Annotated in this window: 15 protein-coding genes; 6 read left to right on the forward strand and 9 right to left on the reverse strand. The window is 43.6% G+C overall.

Annotated elements, in window-relative coordinates:
* Positions 1 to 278: 278 nt before the first annotated feature.
* The 7 genes from galT to GNF10_RS18590 form a co-directional block, all read right to left on the reverse strand.
* Positions 279 to 1,379 (reverse strand): galactose-1-phosphate uridylyltransferase, encoded by a 1,101-nt coding sequence (gene galT, locus GNF10_RS18555; RefSeq protein WP_185583487.1) that lies wholly within the window; start codon positions 1,377 to 1,379, stop codon positions 279 to 281.
* On the reverse strand, positions 1,358 to 3,214 hold the full coding sequence (locus GNF10_RS18560; protein WP_185583489.1) for a glycoside hydrolase family 2 protein: 1,857 nt from the start codon (positions 3,212 to 3,214) through the stop codon (positions 1,358 to 1,360). Before GNF10_RS18560 ends, galT begins: the two co-directional genes overlap by 22 nt.
* Before the next feature lie 1,069 nt (positions 3,215 to 4,283).
* Positions 4,284 to 4,433, reverse strand: a complete 150-nt coding sequence (locus GNF10_RS18570) for a mannose-6-phosphate isomerase (RefSeq protein WP_185586106.1) — start codon at positions 4,431 to 4,433, stop codon at positions 4,284 to 4,286.
* Positions 4,434 to 4,679: 246 nt separating this feature from the next.
* Positions 4,680 to 5,696 (reverse strand): SDR family oxidoreductase, encoded by a 1,017-nt coding sequence (locus GNF10_RS18575; protein ID WP_185586107.1) that lies wholly within the window; start codon positions 5,694 to 5,696, stop codon positions 4,680 to 4,682.
* Positions 5,697 to 5,946: 250 nt separating this feature from the next.
* Positions 5,947 to 6,822 carry an SDR family oxidoreductase gene (locus GNF10_RS18580; protein ID WP_185586108.1) on the reverse strand — a complete coding sequence of 292 codons (876 nt, stop codon included), beginning with the start codon at positions 6,820 to 6,822 and terminating at the stop codon, positions 5,947 to 5,949.
* Positions 6,823 to 7,255: 433 nt separating this feature from the next.
* Complete coding sequence (psaB, locus tag GNF10_RS18585; RefSeq protein WP_185586109.1) at positions 7,256 to 9,484, reverse strand: photosystem I core protein PsaB; 2,229 nt, start codon at positions 9,482 to 9,484, stop codon at positions 7,256 to 7,258.
* A gap of 473 nt (positions 9,485 to 9,957) precedes the next feature.
* Positions 9,958 to 10,200, reverse strand: coding sequence for a hypothetical protein (locus GNF10_RS18590; RefSeq protein WP_185586110.1), 243 nt, complete (start codon positions 10,198 to 10,200; stop codon positions 9,958 to 9,960).
* A 218-nt stretch (positions 10,201 to 10,418) separates the two neighbouring features.
* On the opposite strand from GNF10_RS18590, the gene GNF10_RS18595 reads away from it, so the two are divergent.
* From GNF10_RS18595 to GNF10_RS18620, 6 genes are all read left to right on the forward strand, one after another.
* A complete protein-coding gene (locus GNF10_RS18595) occupies positions 10,419 to 10,757 on the forward strand; it encodes a type II toxin-antitoxin system VapC family toxin (RefSeq protein ID WP_311774187.1) in 339 nt (112 codons plus the stop codon).
* 99 nt (positions 10,758 to 10,856) lie between these two features.
* Entirely contained in the window at positions 10,857 to 11,945 is a 1,089-nt protein-coding gene (locus tag GNF10_RS18600; RefSeq protein ID WP_185586111.1) for a Xaa-Pro peptidase family protein, read from the forward strand.
* A 5-nt stretch (positions 11,946 to 11,950) separates the two neighbouring features.
* Entirely contained in the window at positions 11,951 to 13,033 is a 1,083-nt protein-coding gene (gene galK, locus GNF10_RS18605) for a galactokinase (RefSeq protein ID WP_185586112.1), read from the forward strand.
* Positions 13,023 to 13,409 carry a signal peptidase I gene (locus tag GNF10_RS18610; RefSeq protein ID WP_185586113.1) on the forward strand — a complete coding sequence of 129 codons (387 nt, stop codon included), beginning with the start codon at positions 13,023 to 13,025 and terminating at the stop codon, positions 13,407 to 13,409. Before galK ends, GNF10_RS18610 begins: the two co-directional genes overlap by 11 nt.
* Positions 13,410 to 13,574: 165 nt before the next feature.
* Positions 13,575 to 14,384 carry a phytanoyl-CoA dioxygenase family protein gene (locus GNF10_RS18615; RefSeq protein ID WP_185586114.1) on the forward strand — a complete coding sequence of 270 codons (810 nt, stop codon included), beginning with the start codon at positions 13,575 to 13,577 and terminating at the stop codon, positions 14,382 to 14,384.
* Positions 14,385 to 14,542: 158 nt separating this feature from the next.
* Positions 14,543 to 15,559: a glycoside hydrolase family 43 protein gene (locus GNF10_RS18620; RefSeq protein ID WP_185586115.1), complete on the forward strand. Its 1,017-nt coding sequence runs from the start codon at positions 14,543 to 14,545 to the stop codon at positions 15,557 to 15,559.
* Here GNF10_RS18620 and GNF10_RS18625 read toward each other — a convergent pair.
* Both GNF10_RS18625 and GNF10_RS37925 read right to left on the reverse strand, forming a co-directional pair.
* Entirely contained in the window at positions 15,553 to 16,035 is a 483-nt protein-coding gene (locus GNF10_RS18625) for a DUF4383 domain-containing protein (RefSeq protein WP_185586116.1), read from the reverse strand. The genes GNF10_RS18620 and GNF10_RS18625 overlap by 7 nt on opposite strands.
* 250 nt (positions 16,036 to 16,285) lie before the next feature.
* Positions 16,286 to 16,600, reverse strand: coding sequence for a hypothetical protein (locus GNF10_RS37925; RefSeq protein ID WP_221644648.1), 315 nt, complete (start codon positions 16,598 to 16,600; stop codon positions 16,286 to 16,288).
* Between the last annotated feature and the right edge of the window lie 199 nt (positions 16,601 to 16,799).

The following is a 16,799-nucleotide window of genomic DNA, read 5'->3' on the forward strand; positions in this document are numbered from 1 at the left end:
CAAAAAAGTTAAAACCATCCCTGATTACAAGGGATGGTTAAGAGGTTGTTTGAAAAGTGGAGACTGAAGTATAAAAAACTTTAGATCCTCCTAAATCCTCCTTAAAAAGGAGGACTTTGAGAAGGTTATTCCCCCTTTTTTAAGGGGGGATCTGAATACAAGCGTAGAATTTTCAAACATCCTCTAAGACAGTTTATTGATGAAGTAATTCACAAGGTGGACAAACATCAATAAATGGGTAGGTTTGTCCAGAAATTAAGTTACAGTTTCAAACCCTGTTACACCGAAATTGGTTCTTCAATATTTACCACCACAGCTTGTAGTTCTTTCGCTTTCTCCTCTGGTAAAGCATCATTGGCAAACATCCCGGCTGCAAGTTCGGTTCCCGCCAGATACTTTAGCCTTTCGCTTGTCCGATATGGTGGAAAAAACTCGGCGTGTAAATGCGCTTCGGGATGCGCTAAACCGTCAGTTGGTGCTTGGAACCAAGCCATCAAGTAAGGAAACGGGCGATTCCACAAGCCGTCATACTTGAGAGTGACAGTTTTTAAAGCTTTGGCGAGTCCCCAACGTTGTTCAGGGGTGAGATCCATAAAAGTGCTAACTGGCTCTTTGGGTGCCATCCATACTTCATAGGGGTAACGAGCGCAGACTGGGACAAATGCGATCGCATACTCATCTTGATAAATAATCCGTTGATTGTCTGCAATTTCCTTCTGAATCAAGTCTTGCAGTAAACCCCGTTGATGTTCTTTATAATATTCCTGCTGCATTGACAGCATCCGCGCCGGAACCGGCGGTATAAAAGGATAGGCGTAAATTTGCCCGTGGGGATGGTGCAATGTTACACCCACCTCTACACCTTTATTTTCAAAAGGCAGCACGTACTGAATTTGGGGATTTAGTCCTAGTTCGCGGGTGCGATCGCCCCAAACTTCCAATAGCAAATCTAGATGATCCAACTCTAAGGAACTCAAGGAAGCGCTGGCATCTTGAGTAAAAACCACTACCTCGCAGGCTCCATTAGCTGGTAACGTTTCTACGATGGTATCAGGTGGATTGTTGGCTGTCGGACTCATTGAGGGAAAACGGTTATCAAACACTGCCACATCATACTTGCCTTGGGGTAGTTCCGTTGGGAACTCAGGGTTGGTGGTAGGTGCGAGGGGATTATATTCTGGGGGCGGCATGAATGTCCGCCCTTGACGGTGACTAGCATAAGCTACCCATTCACCCCGCAAGGGGTGCCAGCGCAAGTGGGGATTAGCTTGCACTGGCTCATTACTAGGGCTAGGGGCTTCTAATTGACTAGTAATTGGGTAGCGACTGTATAACTTGAGTTTGCGTCCGTCGGGCTTTAACAGCTTGTGGGAGTACATAATCCTTGTCCTGAGAGGGTTGCAGCGCGGATCGCCTCAATAGGAAATTTCGGAGTGCGATCGCCATACAATAAACCGTTAGCTTCTTGAAAGGTATCTGTTAATTGTGTGTAACAGAATCCGCTAAATAGCTCAATATTATTAACGGTTTCCAAGAGAGCCGCGTATTTTATTTGTAATTCGGAGATATTCGAGCAGTTTTCATATCCCCAAGCTTGATCGGCATTAGGTTGGTCAAGAGGGGCGTAGGCAATCCCACCGAACTCGGTTAACATCACTGGTTGTCCCTGATGGGGATAGTTATCCAAGGTGAGAATACGCCCCCCAGGACGGCTACGCTCAAATAGATCCGATATTTGAATATCTGGTCTGTAACGATGGGCTAATCGATCAGGGTGGCGATCATAGTCGTGAATAGCGAGGATGTCGGTATCAGTACTTTCCCAACCATCATTACCAATTACTGGGCGAGTCGGATCGAGAGTCTTAGTCAGATGATACATTGCCAATACGTAGTTACGATGAGCCGCCGTCTCAGTCAAATTTGGCACACCCCAAGATTCATTAAACGGCACCCACGCCACAATACAAGGATGGCTGACATCTCGCTTGATGATTTCCGTCCATTCACGGGTCATCCGTTCCACGGCTTTCGGCGTGAAGCGGTAAGCACTGGGCATCTCCTCCCATACTAACAATCCTAAAACGTCTGCCCAATATAAAAAGCGGGGGTCTTCAATTTTTTGGTGTTTACGTACACCGTTAAAACCCATAGCTTTGACGAGTTCTACATCACGCCGCAATGCTTCGTCACTAGGTGGAGTCATTAATGTCTCAGGCCAATAGCCTTGGTCGAGAACTAGCCGGAGATAGTAGGGACGACCGTTAAGCATAAAGCGATCCCGTTGAATGCTAACAGTTCGCATTGCTGTATAAGATTGCACCTCATCTAAAAGACAATCGTTATTCCATAGCTGAATTTGGGCATCTATCAGCGTCGGCTTTTCTGGACTCCACAGTAATTCATTACGGCAGTCGTCAATACCCGGATCGCTCAGAACAATGCGGCGGCAAATTTCCCCGTTGAATACTTCATAACTATCGCTTGCTAAGACGCGATCGCCAGCGCTCAGTTTTACTTTAATTTGTACACCGGAGGTAGGTAAATTACCAGCCAGCCCAACTTCAAACCCAATTTCCCAGCGTTCGCAGTCGGGAATCCAACGGAGATTACCGATATAAGTCTCACCTACGCGTTCTAACCAGACAGTCTGCCAAATACCAGTTGTGCGAGGATACCAAATACTATGGGGTTTCAACTGCCAATCTTGTTTACCACGAGGTTTGGCGAGGTCGTGCGGATCGTCTTGCGCCCACACTGTTACTTTTGTTGTACCACTGTCATTTAAGGCACGGGTAATATCGAGACTGAAAGAGGTGTGTCCGCCTTCATGCTCGGCGATGTATTTATCGTTTACCCATACACGAGCGCGATAATCCACAGCGCCAAAATGTAAAACTAATCTACCGTCCCCTGGTGGTGTTTCAAATTCTCGCTCGTACCAGCAGTTTGGATGAAACCCGCGATCATTAATCCCACTTTTGGTAGATTCGGGCGCATAAGGAACTTCTATATGATGAGACCATTCGCTAAAATCGCTCGGCTCGACACATTTCCCCTCGTCATCAAATGCGAATTTCCATAGCCCATTTAAAGATTGCCAGTGCGATCGCTTTAACAGTGGTCGCGGGTGTGCTGAAGTTAAGTCCACAAAATTACTATCAGTTTTAGAGGCTAATTTAACCTCAGTATTCTCCAAATCTAACAATTTCATCAGATTTTCTCCTTATCCATAACTCAATTAACCCCTGCTATAGATTAAATCCAGATCCAAATATTGGATTCCGGTATATAGCACGGGTTTTTACCGCATCATTCATCGATCGGTTCGAGCTAGTAGCATTATATTTTTTCATAGTCAATACTGATACCTTCTCTACTTGCGTGTTGAAGTATAGCAATAAGTTTATATACCCCTAGCTCGTGACATTATGGCATATACATTACTAATCTTTGCCAGGTTATCTAAAAAAAAAGCATTAAATTTAGGTGTCTATTAACTATCATAAATCTGCCACAGAAGAAAGTGGTTGTCAGGAAAATTTTATTTATATAAATTGTTTAAGTAAATGCTTTCAAATCATTTATTTAGTCGATAATCATTAGCAAACAAAAGAAAAATGACTAAAATCAGGTTATATAAGGGAATAACGGAACCATCCATTGAATCTTGCTAGATAGATAGCATTTTTGCCTACAACCACGCCAATTCTGAAGATAAAGTCATGTATGCCAGTGCAAGTGCAACTGATTTGCATAAATCCTTGGTGACATCAATTAAGGCTGCGAATGATTAGTATCGCAAGAGACACTCCAAAAATACTTGTGTGTGTGGCATCCTACGCGCTACATCTTAGATACTTCAGTAGAAAATAGCTCAAACCCTTACCAATCAAGTAATGGCTGCTAACAGTTATCTTCAGAGCTTAATTTACCGAATAAAGTTAAATTTTAAAATTTGTCAACTCAATTTTCAGCCTGAAGTCAATATTCTACAGACTTGCCATTTGGATAGCCCATTTTTTGCCATATTTCATAAGCTTTCAAACGGATTTTAAAAGTGTACTGCACCAGACTTGAAAAAGCTATTATTTCCAAATAGAAATTAAGCATGAGTAAGGGGCAAATAGCAACTTTGCACAATACAAACGTAACGTTGAATATCATGCGATTGCTACATTAGCTCTACTATTAAATTTGGCATTATTATCACTCAATTGGAAAGTGAATTAATGCCTTTAGCAGTTATAGCAATTAAAAATAAAAAAGCCAGGAGTTATGGCTTAAATTCCAACTTCACCAAGTGCGCGTATCTCATCGTCTGAATGACCCAGCGATCGCAGTGGCATAACTATGTCGTGTTCTAAATCCGGGACATAGCAAGCAATCAAGCTTGTCCCACCTTCGGGTTGCCCAGTAGGTAAAATTCGCACTCTGATAAGGGCAACTGGGATAATACATGACTCACCACAAGCAAGTGTCTCACTTCCACCCTGGTACTCAATTATTACTGACTTTCCAATATTGGATAAGATCAGGCAGCGCTACGCGTGTCCCGGCTCAATATGCGCTTGGGTTAGCGTCTACCTTTCGACCAGTTCATGCGGGGTACTAAGAATGTCTCTAATAATCTTGTGGGGTATAGGGATGTCTAGAACAATTCTGGCAGTTGAGTAACTTTAAACCGCAAACGATGTAAACCACCAGATTAAGGTGCTAATACCAACAACAACAATAGTTGTGGTAACAGGATGCTTCTCAGCCTTCACGTAGAGGCTGCCCGATCGAATCCAACCTTGGTGAGTCCCCCGCTCATGCATACCGTAGCCAGCCTGATAGAGCGCATTGTCTTCTCGATCGCGCGAGGGGCGATCGGACTGTTGCGAGGGAAACGCCCAAAGCTCTATCAACTTGTCCGTGAGCCGTGGTGAGATGCCAGCTAACACCGCCAGAGCTTTGGCTTGAAAACCGACGAACATATCTCGTTTCGGATGTTCTGCCGCATACAAGATTGCTTCAGCGACCGCTTCTGGTGGGTAAATCATGCCGCGATGTGCAGGTTGTTTTGGCATATAGCTGCGGGCATGTTCGTTGTATGGAGTGTCAATCCGTCCGGGATGAATCAATGTTACTGATACAGGAGCGCCTTCAGCCTCTAACTCTGTCCGCAGGGCATCTGTCCAACCATGTAGCGCATGTTTGGAAGCCGAATAAGTTGACTGAACCGCCACCGCTCGATCGCCCAGAAAGCTGCCAACATTGATTAACGCCCCATTACTGCCGCTTTTACGCCGTTTGAAGTGATTCACAGCAGCACGGGAGCCATAGACAACGCCCCAAAAGTTCGTGTCAAACATCCGCTTCATATCGGGGATTGAAACATCCATACAGCGACCAAAGATCGATACACCTGCATTGTTAACCCACGTATCAAAACCGCTAAATTCAGCGATCGCTTTTTCGGCAATGCGATTCACATCTTCTTCTTGCCCGACATCAGCTACGACATAGATCGCCTGCCCACCTTTGCCACGAATTTCATCAACCAGTTGACGGAGAGCATCTTCATTTCGTGCTGCCAGGACAAGCTTTGCACCCTGTTTTGCTGCCATTCTAGCGGTTACTAAACCAATGCCACTAGAAGCACCTGTAATAACAACAACTTGGTTTCGGAGAGGTTTCAGGGAAATAGCCATAACTTTTCATTCAAACAAGATTTTTGTACATTTATTTGTTATTGGGCATAAAGCAGAATGTCAGAGTACAGCTTTATGCTGATAGATAGTCTGCCGGGAACTTGAAGGCGTGAGACTTTTTTAAAGGTAATGGTTTCGCTTCACTAAATTGATTTGAAAGCACGTTCTCGGCAGATCCGCAAATGCCAGGGCAGGTTTAGCCGAAGCATCTGCAATGAGACTGAGAGAAATATGGCATCACAGCAAAGCGCTATGGAAGAACGGGCTGACCGCCAGTAACAGGAATCACCGCGCCTGAAATGTAACTGGCTTCGGAAGAAGCTAGCAGCACATATATTGGTGCAAGTTCGGCTGGCTGTGCGGGGCGCTTCATTGGGTACTGTTGCCCGAACTGTGTCACCTGTTCGTTTGGCATAGTTGCCGGGATTAACGGTGTCCACACGGGGCCCGGTGCGACAGCATTAACTCGGATGCCCTTTTCTGCAAGTGACTGCGCCAACCCACCAGTGAAGTTGACGATCGCTGCCTTGGTTGCCGAATACGCCAGTAGCTTCGGCTTCGGTTCGGCCGCATTGATGGAAGCAGTATTGATGATGGTGCTACCTGGTTCCATGTGCGGCACTGCGGCTTTACACAGGTAGAACATCGCGTAGATGTTGGTCTTGAAGGTGCGATCGAACTCCTCTGACGAAATCTCATCAAGGCTTTCTCGCGTCATCTGGAAAGCGGCGTTGTTAACAAGAATATCGATTTTGCCGAACTCACTCTGCGCGCGCTCAATAATCTCTTGACATTGTACTTCTTGCTGGATATCGCCTGCAACAGCGACGCACTTACGCCCCTCTTTTTCGACGATGCGAACGGTTTCCTCTGCATCCGGTTCTTCGTTTAAATAAGCAATTAGCACATCAGCACCTTCGCGGGCGAAGGCAAGCGCCACTGCTCGACCGATGCCAGAATCGCCACCTGTGATAATAGCCGCTTTACCTTGCAGTTTTCCAGAACCACGATAAGAATTTTCGCCATAATCTGGCTTCGGGTTCATCTGTGACTCTAGTCCTGGCACTTCTTGTTGTTGTTCAGGAAACGGGGGCTTTGGTTGTTGTTGTAGGTTTTGTGAAATCATTAACTCTCCTTTCAACTGGGTTTTGAATAAAAAAAGCTAAATCAAGTAAGGCTGCTTTTGTTTAAGCACCTAATGCTGCTGTAGCGATTGTCCTTTTGTGGTTCGATTATTTCTTCTTTATAGTTACCAAGTAACTGTATATTACTTGACCAAACTTCTAGCTATAGGCTGAGATTAATTCTGAGTTCCTGTGTGTTTATAAACACAAATATATTTAATTGAAGAAGAATTCAGAAGTCAGAATGGGCTAAACCTCGACTGCGCTCGGCGACCACCTGACTCCTGAATTCTGTTTTGATAAATTGGAAGTTATCTTTAAGCGAATGAATAATGATCTGAGTGCTTGCAATTGCTTTCAATATACAAAATCCCCCTTTAACCTGACGGTATAGAGGGGGGGATAGCTAAAGTCAGAGGATATCTATCAAAAATTTCAACCGAATTTACCGGCAGTTGAGGCTATGAGGAATGCTGCATAAGTAAGGATATAGCCAACCGTGAAGTGAGCTAGACCTACTAACCAGCCCTGGACAATAGACAGAGCAACAGGCTTATCTTTCCAGCGAACTAAGTTAGCTAAGGGAGTACGTTCATGTGCCCAGACTAGAGTTTCAATTAACTCTTGCCAGTACCCACGCCAGCTAATCAAGAACATGAAACCAGTTGCCCAAACCAGGTGTCCAAAAAGGAACATCCAAGCCCAGACAGACAAATTATTTGTGCCGTAGGGGTTATAACCGTTAATCAACTGAGCGGAGTTAGCCCAGAGGTAATCACGGAACCAACCCATCAGGTATGTAGAGTTCTCATTGAATTGAGCAACGTTACCTTGCCAAACACCTAGATGCTTCCAGTGCCAATAGAAAGTTACCCAACCAAGGAGATTCAACATCCAGAAGATAGCGAGATAAAAAGACTGTTCCCAAGAGGAAGTTTGGCAAGTACCGCCCCGACCAGGCCCATCGCAGGGGAAGGTGAAGCCGAAGTCCTTTTTATCAGGCATCAATTTGGTACCACGAGCATCCAATGCCCCCTTGACACAAATTAAGGTAGTAGTATGCAAACCTAAAGCGATCGCATGGTGAACTAGGAAATCACCAGGCCCAATGGTCAAGAACAGCGAGTTAGTGCCGGAGTTGATCGCTGCTGTCCAGCCTGGCAACCAAACGTTACCGTAGTTCGGCCAAGCTGTGTAGGCAATACTATCTGGGTTAGATAATAAAGCATCCATCCCATACACCAGTTTCCCGTGAGCAGATTGGATGAATTGAGCAAACACCGGCTCAATCAAAATTTGCTTTTCAGGAGTTCCGAAGGCAACTACAACGTCGTTGTGAACGTATAACCCTAGAGTGTGAAAACCCAAGAATAACGACACCCAACTCAGGTGAGAAATAATCGCTTCTTTGTGCTGAAGTACACGCTCCAGGACGTTACCTTTGTTTTGCTCTGGGTCGTAATCCCGAACCCAGAAGATACCAGCATGGGCGAACGCACCAATCATCAAGAACCCAGCAATGTACTGGTGATGGGTGTACAGCGCTGCTTGCGTTGTATAATCCTTACCGATGAAAGCGTAAGGAGGCATCGAATACATGTGCTGCGCCACCAATGATAATGCAGTACCTAATGCTGCCAGGTGTATGGATAACTGGAAATGCAGCGAGTTGTTATAGGTGTCGTACAGCCCTTGGTGTGGTAAGTTGAACTGACCTTCAGTTTGGATGCCAAAAAAATTTCTGGCGTTGAGCATCTCTTTGATGCTGTGACCAATCCCGAAGTTAGTCCGGTACTGATGACCGGCGACAATAAAGATAACTGCGATCGCTAAATGGTGATGAGCCATATCGGTCAGCCATAGCGATTCAGTCTGGGGATGGAAGCCACCCAAAAAAGTCAGAATAGCCGTCCCTGCGCCTTGAGATGTGCCAAACAGATGCCCTGCTGTATCAGGATTCTGAGCGTATACACCCCAGTCACCCCGCCAGAAAGGTGCTAAACCTGCTGGGTGAGGTAAGGTAGTAAGAAAATTATTCCAACCAACATGCTGACCACGAGATTCGGGAATGGCAACGTGAATAAGATGCCCAGCCCAAGCCAGAGAACTAACACCAAACAAACCTGCCAAGTGGTGATTCAAACGAGGTTCAGCACTCTTGAACCAAGCCAAGCTGGGACGATATTTAGGTTGCAAATGAAGCCAACCAGCAAACAAAAACAACGCTGCTAACAGCAACAAGAACACTGAGCCTTGGTAGAGGTCATTATTTGTCCGCATTCCAATGGTGTACCACCAGTGGTAGACACCAGAGTAAGCAATGTTAACAGGATAGGGAGCGCCCCCTTGAGTAAAAGCTTCTACTGCTGCTTTACCGAAATGAGGGTCCCAAATTGCGTGGGCGATTGGGCGAATATGCAAAGGATCTTTAATCCACTGTTCAAAATTACCTTGCCAAGCTACGTGGAACAATAGACTAGATGCCCACAGAAATATGATTGCCACGTGACCGAAGTGAGTAGCGAAAATCTTTTGGTAAAGATTTTCCTCGGTCATACCATCATGGCTTTCAAAATCATTTCCCGTAGCGATCGCATACCAGATCCGACGTGTAGTCGGGTCTTGTGCGAGATCCTGGTTAAATTTAGGATATTTTGTGGCCATGCAATTTAATTACATCTCCTTAAACGCTAATCCAAGTTGCTAGTTCTAGTGAGTCAGCAACTTTTTACATTTGAATCAGCACCCTTTCAGCCTTGAATTGGAGGTCAATCTAAATAGCAAAAGCTGATGAGTATTGAGTATAAAACAGGCTTAATTCTTAGACTTACATCATTAGGTCGGTATGATGCAATTCATTTCTATAGAAGTAATAAACTAATTAATCACTGCGATTTCCATCTAACTATCGGAGGATATTTTTATTAAATGAACTTGTAGTCTTGAATACAGCCTCAAGGCTGCAAAATTTACTAAATTTTTATTAACATGAGCTTAGATTTTGTTAAATATGTGGCATCGTAATTGATCGTTTTAGCAAAATAAAACACAAAACTAAGCTCAAGCTTATGTAGCACTTGGTAATATGTAATACCAAGAAATCGTAATTTTTATGAAACCTAAGTTAGATAAATTACTTAGGGGTTAATAATTCCGTAGTAAATGGCGATAACAAATAAGAGAGTAGCCAATATAACCAGGGTAAAACCATAACGAACCCGTGGATCGGGTAAATCCTGATTGGTGATTACACTATCCCTTTGTACCTGAGTCATCTGCTCAGATTTATCAGGTTCTTGGGGATTCATCTCGTTAGGTGTGTTCTCTGGCAGAGGAACATTATTCTCTGTTATTTTGTTTTGAGTCTCTTGGAATTTCATGGGATTTTTTGATGTCTTTGTAGTTCCTGCACTTTTATAATTTCAAAAATTTACTAATGAGTACATCGTTCTTGAGAACTACCTTGGTTCGATGTGCGATTTATCTAGAGGGGTTAGTCGATGTGAAGTTGCTCTGTAATTGCGAATACATCTTTCTAAGCAACTAGATGAAGTTTAGTTGCTTAGAAGTATAAAGGAATACAAAAATTATATTTTTAGTGAAAAAACTTAATCGCTACTTTAGACAATTTTATATATCAACAATTATAGTTGCGGAACTTTATAAAAGCGTTTACTATTCTCAACAGGTGTCCAATAACCTAGAAAGTTTGCAGCAGTTTACTGACCTATTAGCCATAAAACCATTTGATTTAGAAGCAGCTATTGAATTTGGCAAGATTCAAAGCGAACTTAAAAAAGTTGGTAAACCAACTGGAGAATTAGATGTGTTAATTGCTGCTGTTGCTCGTTCTCGCAATGATATTCTCGTGACTAATAACATCAAAGATTTTACTAATATTCCTAACTTACAATTAGAGAACTGGTTAGAAAATTAGACATACTATTAATTGTACCATTTTGAATACCAACCTTAGACAGACGCAGACAGACGTAAATAAGTTTGATAATTATCTGTATTTATGTGTGTTTTTCCTATGAATGAAGAAGTCTCTAAAAAACTAGAGTTAATCAGGCAAACCTTGCGTGAAACCGAAGTGCAAGGCGTGCGCTTGCGTGGTACAGACTGGTTTGCCTGGGCGACGGCTGGCGCTTCTAATACCGTGCTGCTGACTGCTGAAACTGGTGTAGCAGAAGTATTAGTAACTACTGAAGATGCTTGGGTATTGACGGATGAAATTGAAGCGCAGCGTCTTAAGGATGAAGAACTGCCTGCTAATTTTAAGGTATATGTCAACCCTTGGGCTGATGGTGCTGCCCGTGAGTCTTTTGTTCGTGATGCAACTGGCGGCAAAATAGTAATTAGCGATCGCCCCATTTCCAATTTAGAAAAGCCGTTACCCCCATCTCTGCAACAACATAAACGGGTAATGATGTCAAGCGAATTAGAGCGATATCGTCAAGTCGGGCAAAAAGCTAGTCAGGCAATGACAGAGGTACTCAAAGCCGCCAAGCCAACTTGGACAGAATATCAGTTAGCGGGTGCGGGTGCAGAGGCGCTATGGGCGCAAGGGTTACATCCAGCGCTGACACTAGTAGCGGGTGAGAGGCGTTTACCGTTATACCGTCATGCTACAGCCACAGCAGAACAGATTGGACGGCAAGCGATGTTGGTATTTTGCGCTAGAGGTTACGGTTTGTATGCAAATCTGACTCGATTTGTCTGTTTTGGTAAGCTTTCAGACGAACGGGCCGAATTACATTCCCATGTCCGCGAAATAGAAGCAGTAGTTTTAAATTTGTGCCAACCCGGAACCACACTCGATGCAGTTTATCACGCGCTAGCTCAGGCTTATGAGCAGCATGGATTTCCCAATGCCATCCGCGAACACCACCAGGGAGGAACCACTGGATATTTAGCACGAGAAATCGTAGCAAATTCAACTACTACTGATACTTTGACAGAAGGTATTGCTGTCGCTTGGAACCCTAGTTTAGTAGGGGCAAAAATTGAAGATACTTTTGTGATTTTGAAAGATGGAAAGTTGGAAAATCTGACTTTTGATCCAAATTTTCCTAGTGTTGAGGTAGAAGGAAGGTTGCGCCCTGTACCTTTGTACAATTAAAAATTATGGATTTTCAACAAATATTCGGTAAACCATCTGAAACTCAAGCCAGTGCGCCAGGAAGAGTAAATTTACTAGGCGAACATACTGACTATAACGATGGCTTCGTTCTGCCAACTGCGATTCCTCAATCTACGACGGTACAGCTAGGTTTGAGTAGCGATGGCCATCATCACTTTTACTCGGAAAATCTCAACGAGCAAGTGAGCATTTTAGATATAAACCATTCCCCGTCTGGATTTGCCAGTTATATTTTTGGTTGTATTGAGGTTTTACAAAAAGCAGGACACACAATACCATCGCTTTGTGTGTACGTTAAATCATCGGTTCCTATGGGTTCGGGTTTGTCTAGCAGCGCGGCTTTAGAAGTGGCAACACTTCGAGCATTACGCCAACTTCTGAACCTGACCATTGATGATGTTGAAATCGCCCAATTCGCCCAGCAAGCAGAAATTCACTATGCTGGCGTGCAATGCGGCATCATGGATCAGATGGCTTCTAGTTTGGCTGATACTGAACATATCTTATTTTTAGATACTCGGACTTTAGAACGTCGGGTGATGCCTTTACCTGAGAAAGCGGAAATTTTGGTTATTGATAGCGGTGTGCCTCGTACCCTGGCAACTAGTGGTTATAATCAGCGCCGGGCTGAATGTGAGGAGGCGGCGCGATCGCTAGGAGTTAAGGCACTACGAGATATTACTGATGCCAAAATAACAGAAAAACTACCCGAACCTCTACGGCGGCGTGCCCGTCATGTGGTTACAGAAGATAACCGCGTCTTAGAAGTATTGCAGGGAGTCTCATCTAAGCGCTTTGGTGAATTGATGAATGCATCCCACGCCAGTTTGCGAGATGATTACGAAGTATCTGTACCTGCACTGGATACTCTAGTAGAACTGTTGCAAAAAACTCTGGGAGTATATGGTGCAAGGCTTACAGGTGCTGGTTTTGGTGGCGCTTGTGTTGCTTTAGTTGCGGCTGGTGAAGCTAGAAGTATTACAACCCATGTTCTTGAACAATACAAGCAAGCAGGTTACACCGGACAAATTTTGGTTCCTTCCTTGGAGTTAAGTGATGCAGCCTAAAGTTGTTTATGGTAATGCAGGCGTTGAAGGTGTAAATCGTTGGGGATGGTTCATGGGTCACTTTATCACCCCTGAAGACGATCCACGTTCCACGGAAATGCTAGAAGTAAAATGGGCTGTTCACAAAGCAGGTGAGAGTCGAACCGATTGGGCAGTAAATAACCAAGCTGCTACTCTTTCAATTCTCATTCATGGAGAATTTCGCCTGCAATTTGAAGATAGAGAAATTTTATTAACTCGTGAAGGTGATTACGTTCTTTGGTGTGCAGGTGTTCCCCATTGGTGGGTTGCTGAGTCCGACTGCACTATTCTGACTGTCAGATGGCCTTCAAAGCCAGGTGATAGTGTTGCAATGGCTGGAGCATCAAAGAGTTAGTTTGCAAAGTAATTAGGCATAAATAATTTTAATTAATTGTTACGGAGAATCGGTATCAGCCACTAATTTTGAAAATAGTGCGCTACCATCGACGAGCAATTAAAAAATCTCCTAGAGGTCTGATATTAATACGACTCTAGTTATAAGTTGAAGAGGATAAAAAAGATGGTTCAAAGTATAGGCGGTATAGCGAAATATTCAGCTACCGACCTAGACCGATTCGCTCAAGAACTGAATAAAGACGGAATTTGTGTGATTCCTGGTGTTTTTGAGCAAAAATTAATTGACGAGTGGACACAAGCTTTTGAAAAATTATTTCACGAGCGTCAAAATCAACCAGGTGGGTTGGCTCCTCGTGAAATTTCCCGCTACTATCTGACCTTGCCTTGGATTTACCCATTTGCTAATGAGTTAGTTTTTGCCAACCCAGTGATTATGGGTATCCTAGAGCGCGTGTTTTACCAAGAATACGTAATGGTTCAGATGGGAGTTGATGTCCCATTCCAGGGTTCGGATTATCAGGAAACCCATCGGGATTTTCGCCCATTATTTAGCGATGAGATAGTAACCCCACTTTACGCCCTAGCAGTCAACTTTCCCCTTGTGGAAGTAACCGCAGACAACGGGCCGTTCCAAATGGCGCGTGGTACTCATGTATTACCGCGTGAAGAAGGATTAGAAAAGGTTGCTAGTGGTGAAATTCCGATGGAATCCTTTTATATGCAGCCAGCTGACGTGATGGTGCGATCGCCTTTAGCGCTGCATCGGGGTTCCCCAAATCGGACAAACAACCCAAGGCCGATGGTAGTCATGGGCTATGCGATGCATTGGTTGCACACACCAAAGGTAGATTTAACTCTCCCACAAGACTATTATGATAGCCTCCCAGAAAAACTAAAGCAGATGCTACGGTGTCAGCTAGTAGAAAGCTTACCTAAGAACAAAGTCGAAACTTACGTAAATTTCAAATACTAGTAGTTTTTCAAGGCAACAATGCTTGGTAAATAAGTTTGTAGTAAGGACTTTAGTCCTTGATTTAAGCGTTAAAGCCCTCACTACAAAGCAAGCATTCTTAACTTGACTAACCATTAGTGGAAGAAAGATTTTTGTCATTATTCCATAGATAATTTAAGATGCAAACTTATACTAATCCAGTCTACAAAGGTTATTTTGCCGATCCTTTTGTTTGGCAACACGAAGGCATATATTACGCGATCGGTACTGGTGCAGCAGAAGCAGAAGGAACGGTAGATGAAATAACGGACGCACCAAATGTTAACTCCAATAACAATTCGTGTGTTTTTCCTCTGTTACGCTCTTTCGACTTTGTGAATTGGGATTATGTTGGGAACGCGCTACAACGGCCAGATCCCGCCCTTGGCGATAATTTTTGGGCCCCCGAAGTTGCTTACAGCGATCGCCAGTTTTATCTCTACTATTCAGTGGGACATGAAGACAAGAATCATCAGTTACGTGTGGCTACAAGCCATACTCCATTAGGCCCTTATCAAGATGTTGGTGAGCCAGTTGTAGATCCAAAATCTTGTCCTTTTGCGATCGATCCGCACCCATTTCAGGATGACGATGGACAGTGGTATTTGTTTTACGCCCGTGACTTTCTGGATACATCGGATGGAGTGCGTGCTGGCACAGCATTAGTTGTAGATAAACTCCAAACCATGACTAAGCTTGCTGATGAAGGGAAAGTGGTTTTACGTGCGCGATCTGATTGGCAACGGTTTTTAGCCAACCGTTTGATGTATGATGAAATCTATGATTGGCATACTTTAGAAGGCCCCTGCGTTCGTAAGCATGAAGGTAAATACTACTGCTTTTATAGTGGTGGACGCTGGGAAACTGAGAACTACGGCGTAGATTATGGCGTTGCTGACGACGTGATGGGGCCTTATTCTGATGCAGGAAACGAAACCGGGCCACGGGTGTTAAAGTCTGTTCCTAATTTTGTCATAGGGCCGGGACATAATTCTATTGTTCTTGGACCAGATGGTAAGACTGAGTATGTTGTCTATCATGCTTGGACAAAAAACATGGATATGCGGCAAATCTGCTTAGATATGCTGATCTGGAAACCAGAAGGGCCATCTTGCAATGGCCCTACCTGGACACCGCAGACTATCAGCAACTATTGAAGATTTTGCGATACATTAACACCGCTCACTTTGGCTGGTATAACAACGCTATAGTAACCAGCTGCGATCGCTGCTAATGCATTAAGCAAAACATTAGCGCCGAACAATGGCATTAAGCCGAAAAATGTCTTACCCAAAGGCAACAATCCGATGATCGCCAGCAATGCATAAGAAACTGCAAAACCACGATTGAATAGACGCGCAGTGGTAGTATTGTTGTAAGAAGTAATTCCTAGCAATCCTACGGCACAACGTACAATGTTATGCAAAAAGTTGGTGGGAATTGCACCAAAGATATAACCAAAACCCGCAGAATAAGCACCAGCAGATTCATCAAGTGGAACAAAAGATTCGCTCGTTCCTGGTAATGAAACCAAAGCTGGTACAAATCCAGCTAAACCTAAAAGTAGATAACTAATTCCAATAGCCAAAGCAATGTAACGCTCGATCATTTTTGCCTGGTTAATGTTTTCCATCTTTTTTCTCTTGGTAAGTGTGTAGAAGTTTACGGAATAGTAACCGCTAGCTAGGAAATCATTACAATCTAATTTGTTAATAGATATAAATAGATTGCTTCTAGCTGGTTAACTGTCTAAGCACAATATTTATAATTCAACTTTGCCTTTCATATATTTCACTCTATCAAAAGTAATGATTACTATCTTAAGCAAGAGCTAAAGGAGTAGCTGATTTGGATTTTATGGCTTTTCTTGCATTAAAAAATATTTACTGATAATTATTTTTATTGTTGTCATATCTCCTTGCCTTAGCAAATTCTATAAACGGCATTTTTTGTTCATGATTTAGCATTTTACTCTGACGAAAATTATTGAAGGACGAATAGATATCTACCTCATATAACCAAATCATAGTCTCATAACCAACTCGACCCATTTCAGGCTCTGAACCCATAGGCATCTCTAGCAAATAAACCCAGCTACCTGACTGAGGCCGGTAATTTTTGATGATGCCTTCTCCGCCTATAAACTTTACCTTTTGACCATTACGGAACTTAGGTGTTGACAAAGCACTTGCATTCATTACTCGTAATTCCTTCGACTAATATAGGACTCATCTTTGATTATTGAAAAAATTCTCTATAGCTCAAAGAGGCTTCTTGACTGTTGCCTATTGCCTATTCTCTGTTGCCTTTCTGCGCGAACAGAAATCAAAGACGCTCGATAGCGCAGCGTAAAGCCTGCGGCATGGCTTCGCTTAGAGCGACGCAGGAGCGTCTGAC

This window comes from Nostoc sp. UCD121 (assembly GCF_014222285.1).
In the GTDB taxonomy this organism is placed as follows: Bacteria; Cyanobacteriota; Cyanobacteriia; order Cyanobacteriales; family Nostocaceae; genus Nostoc.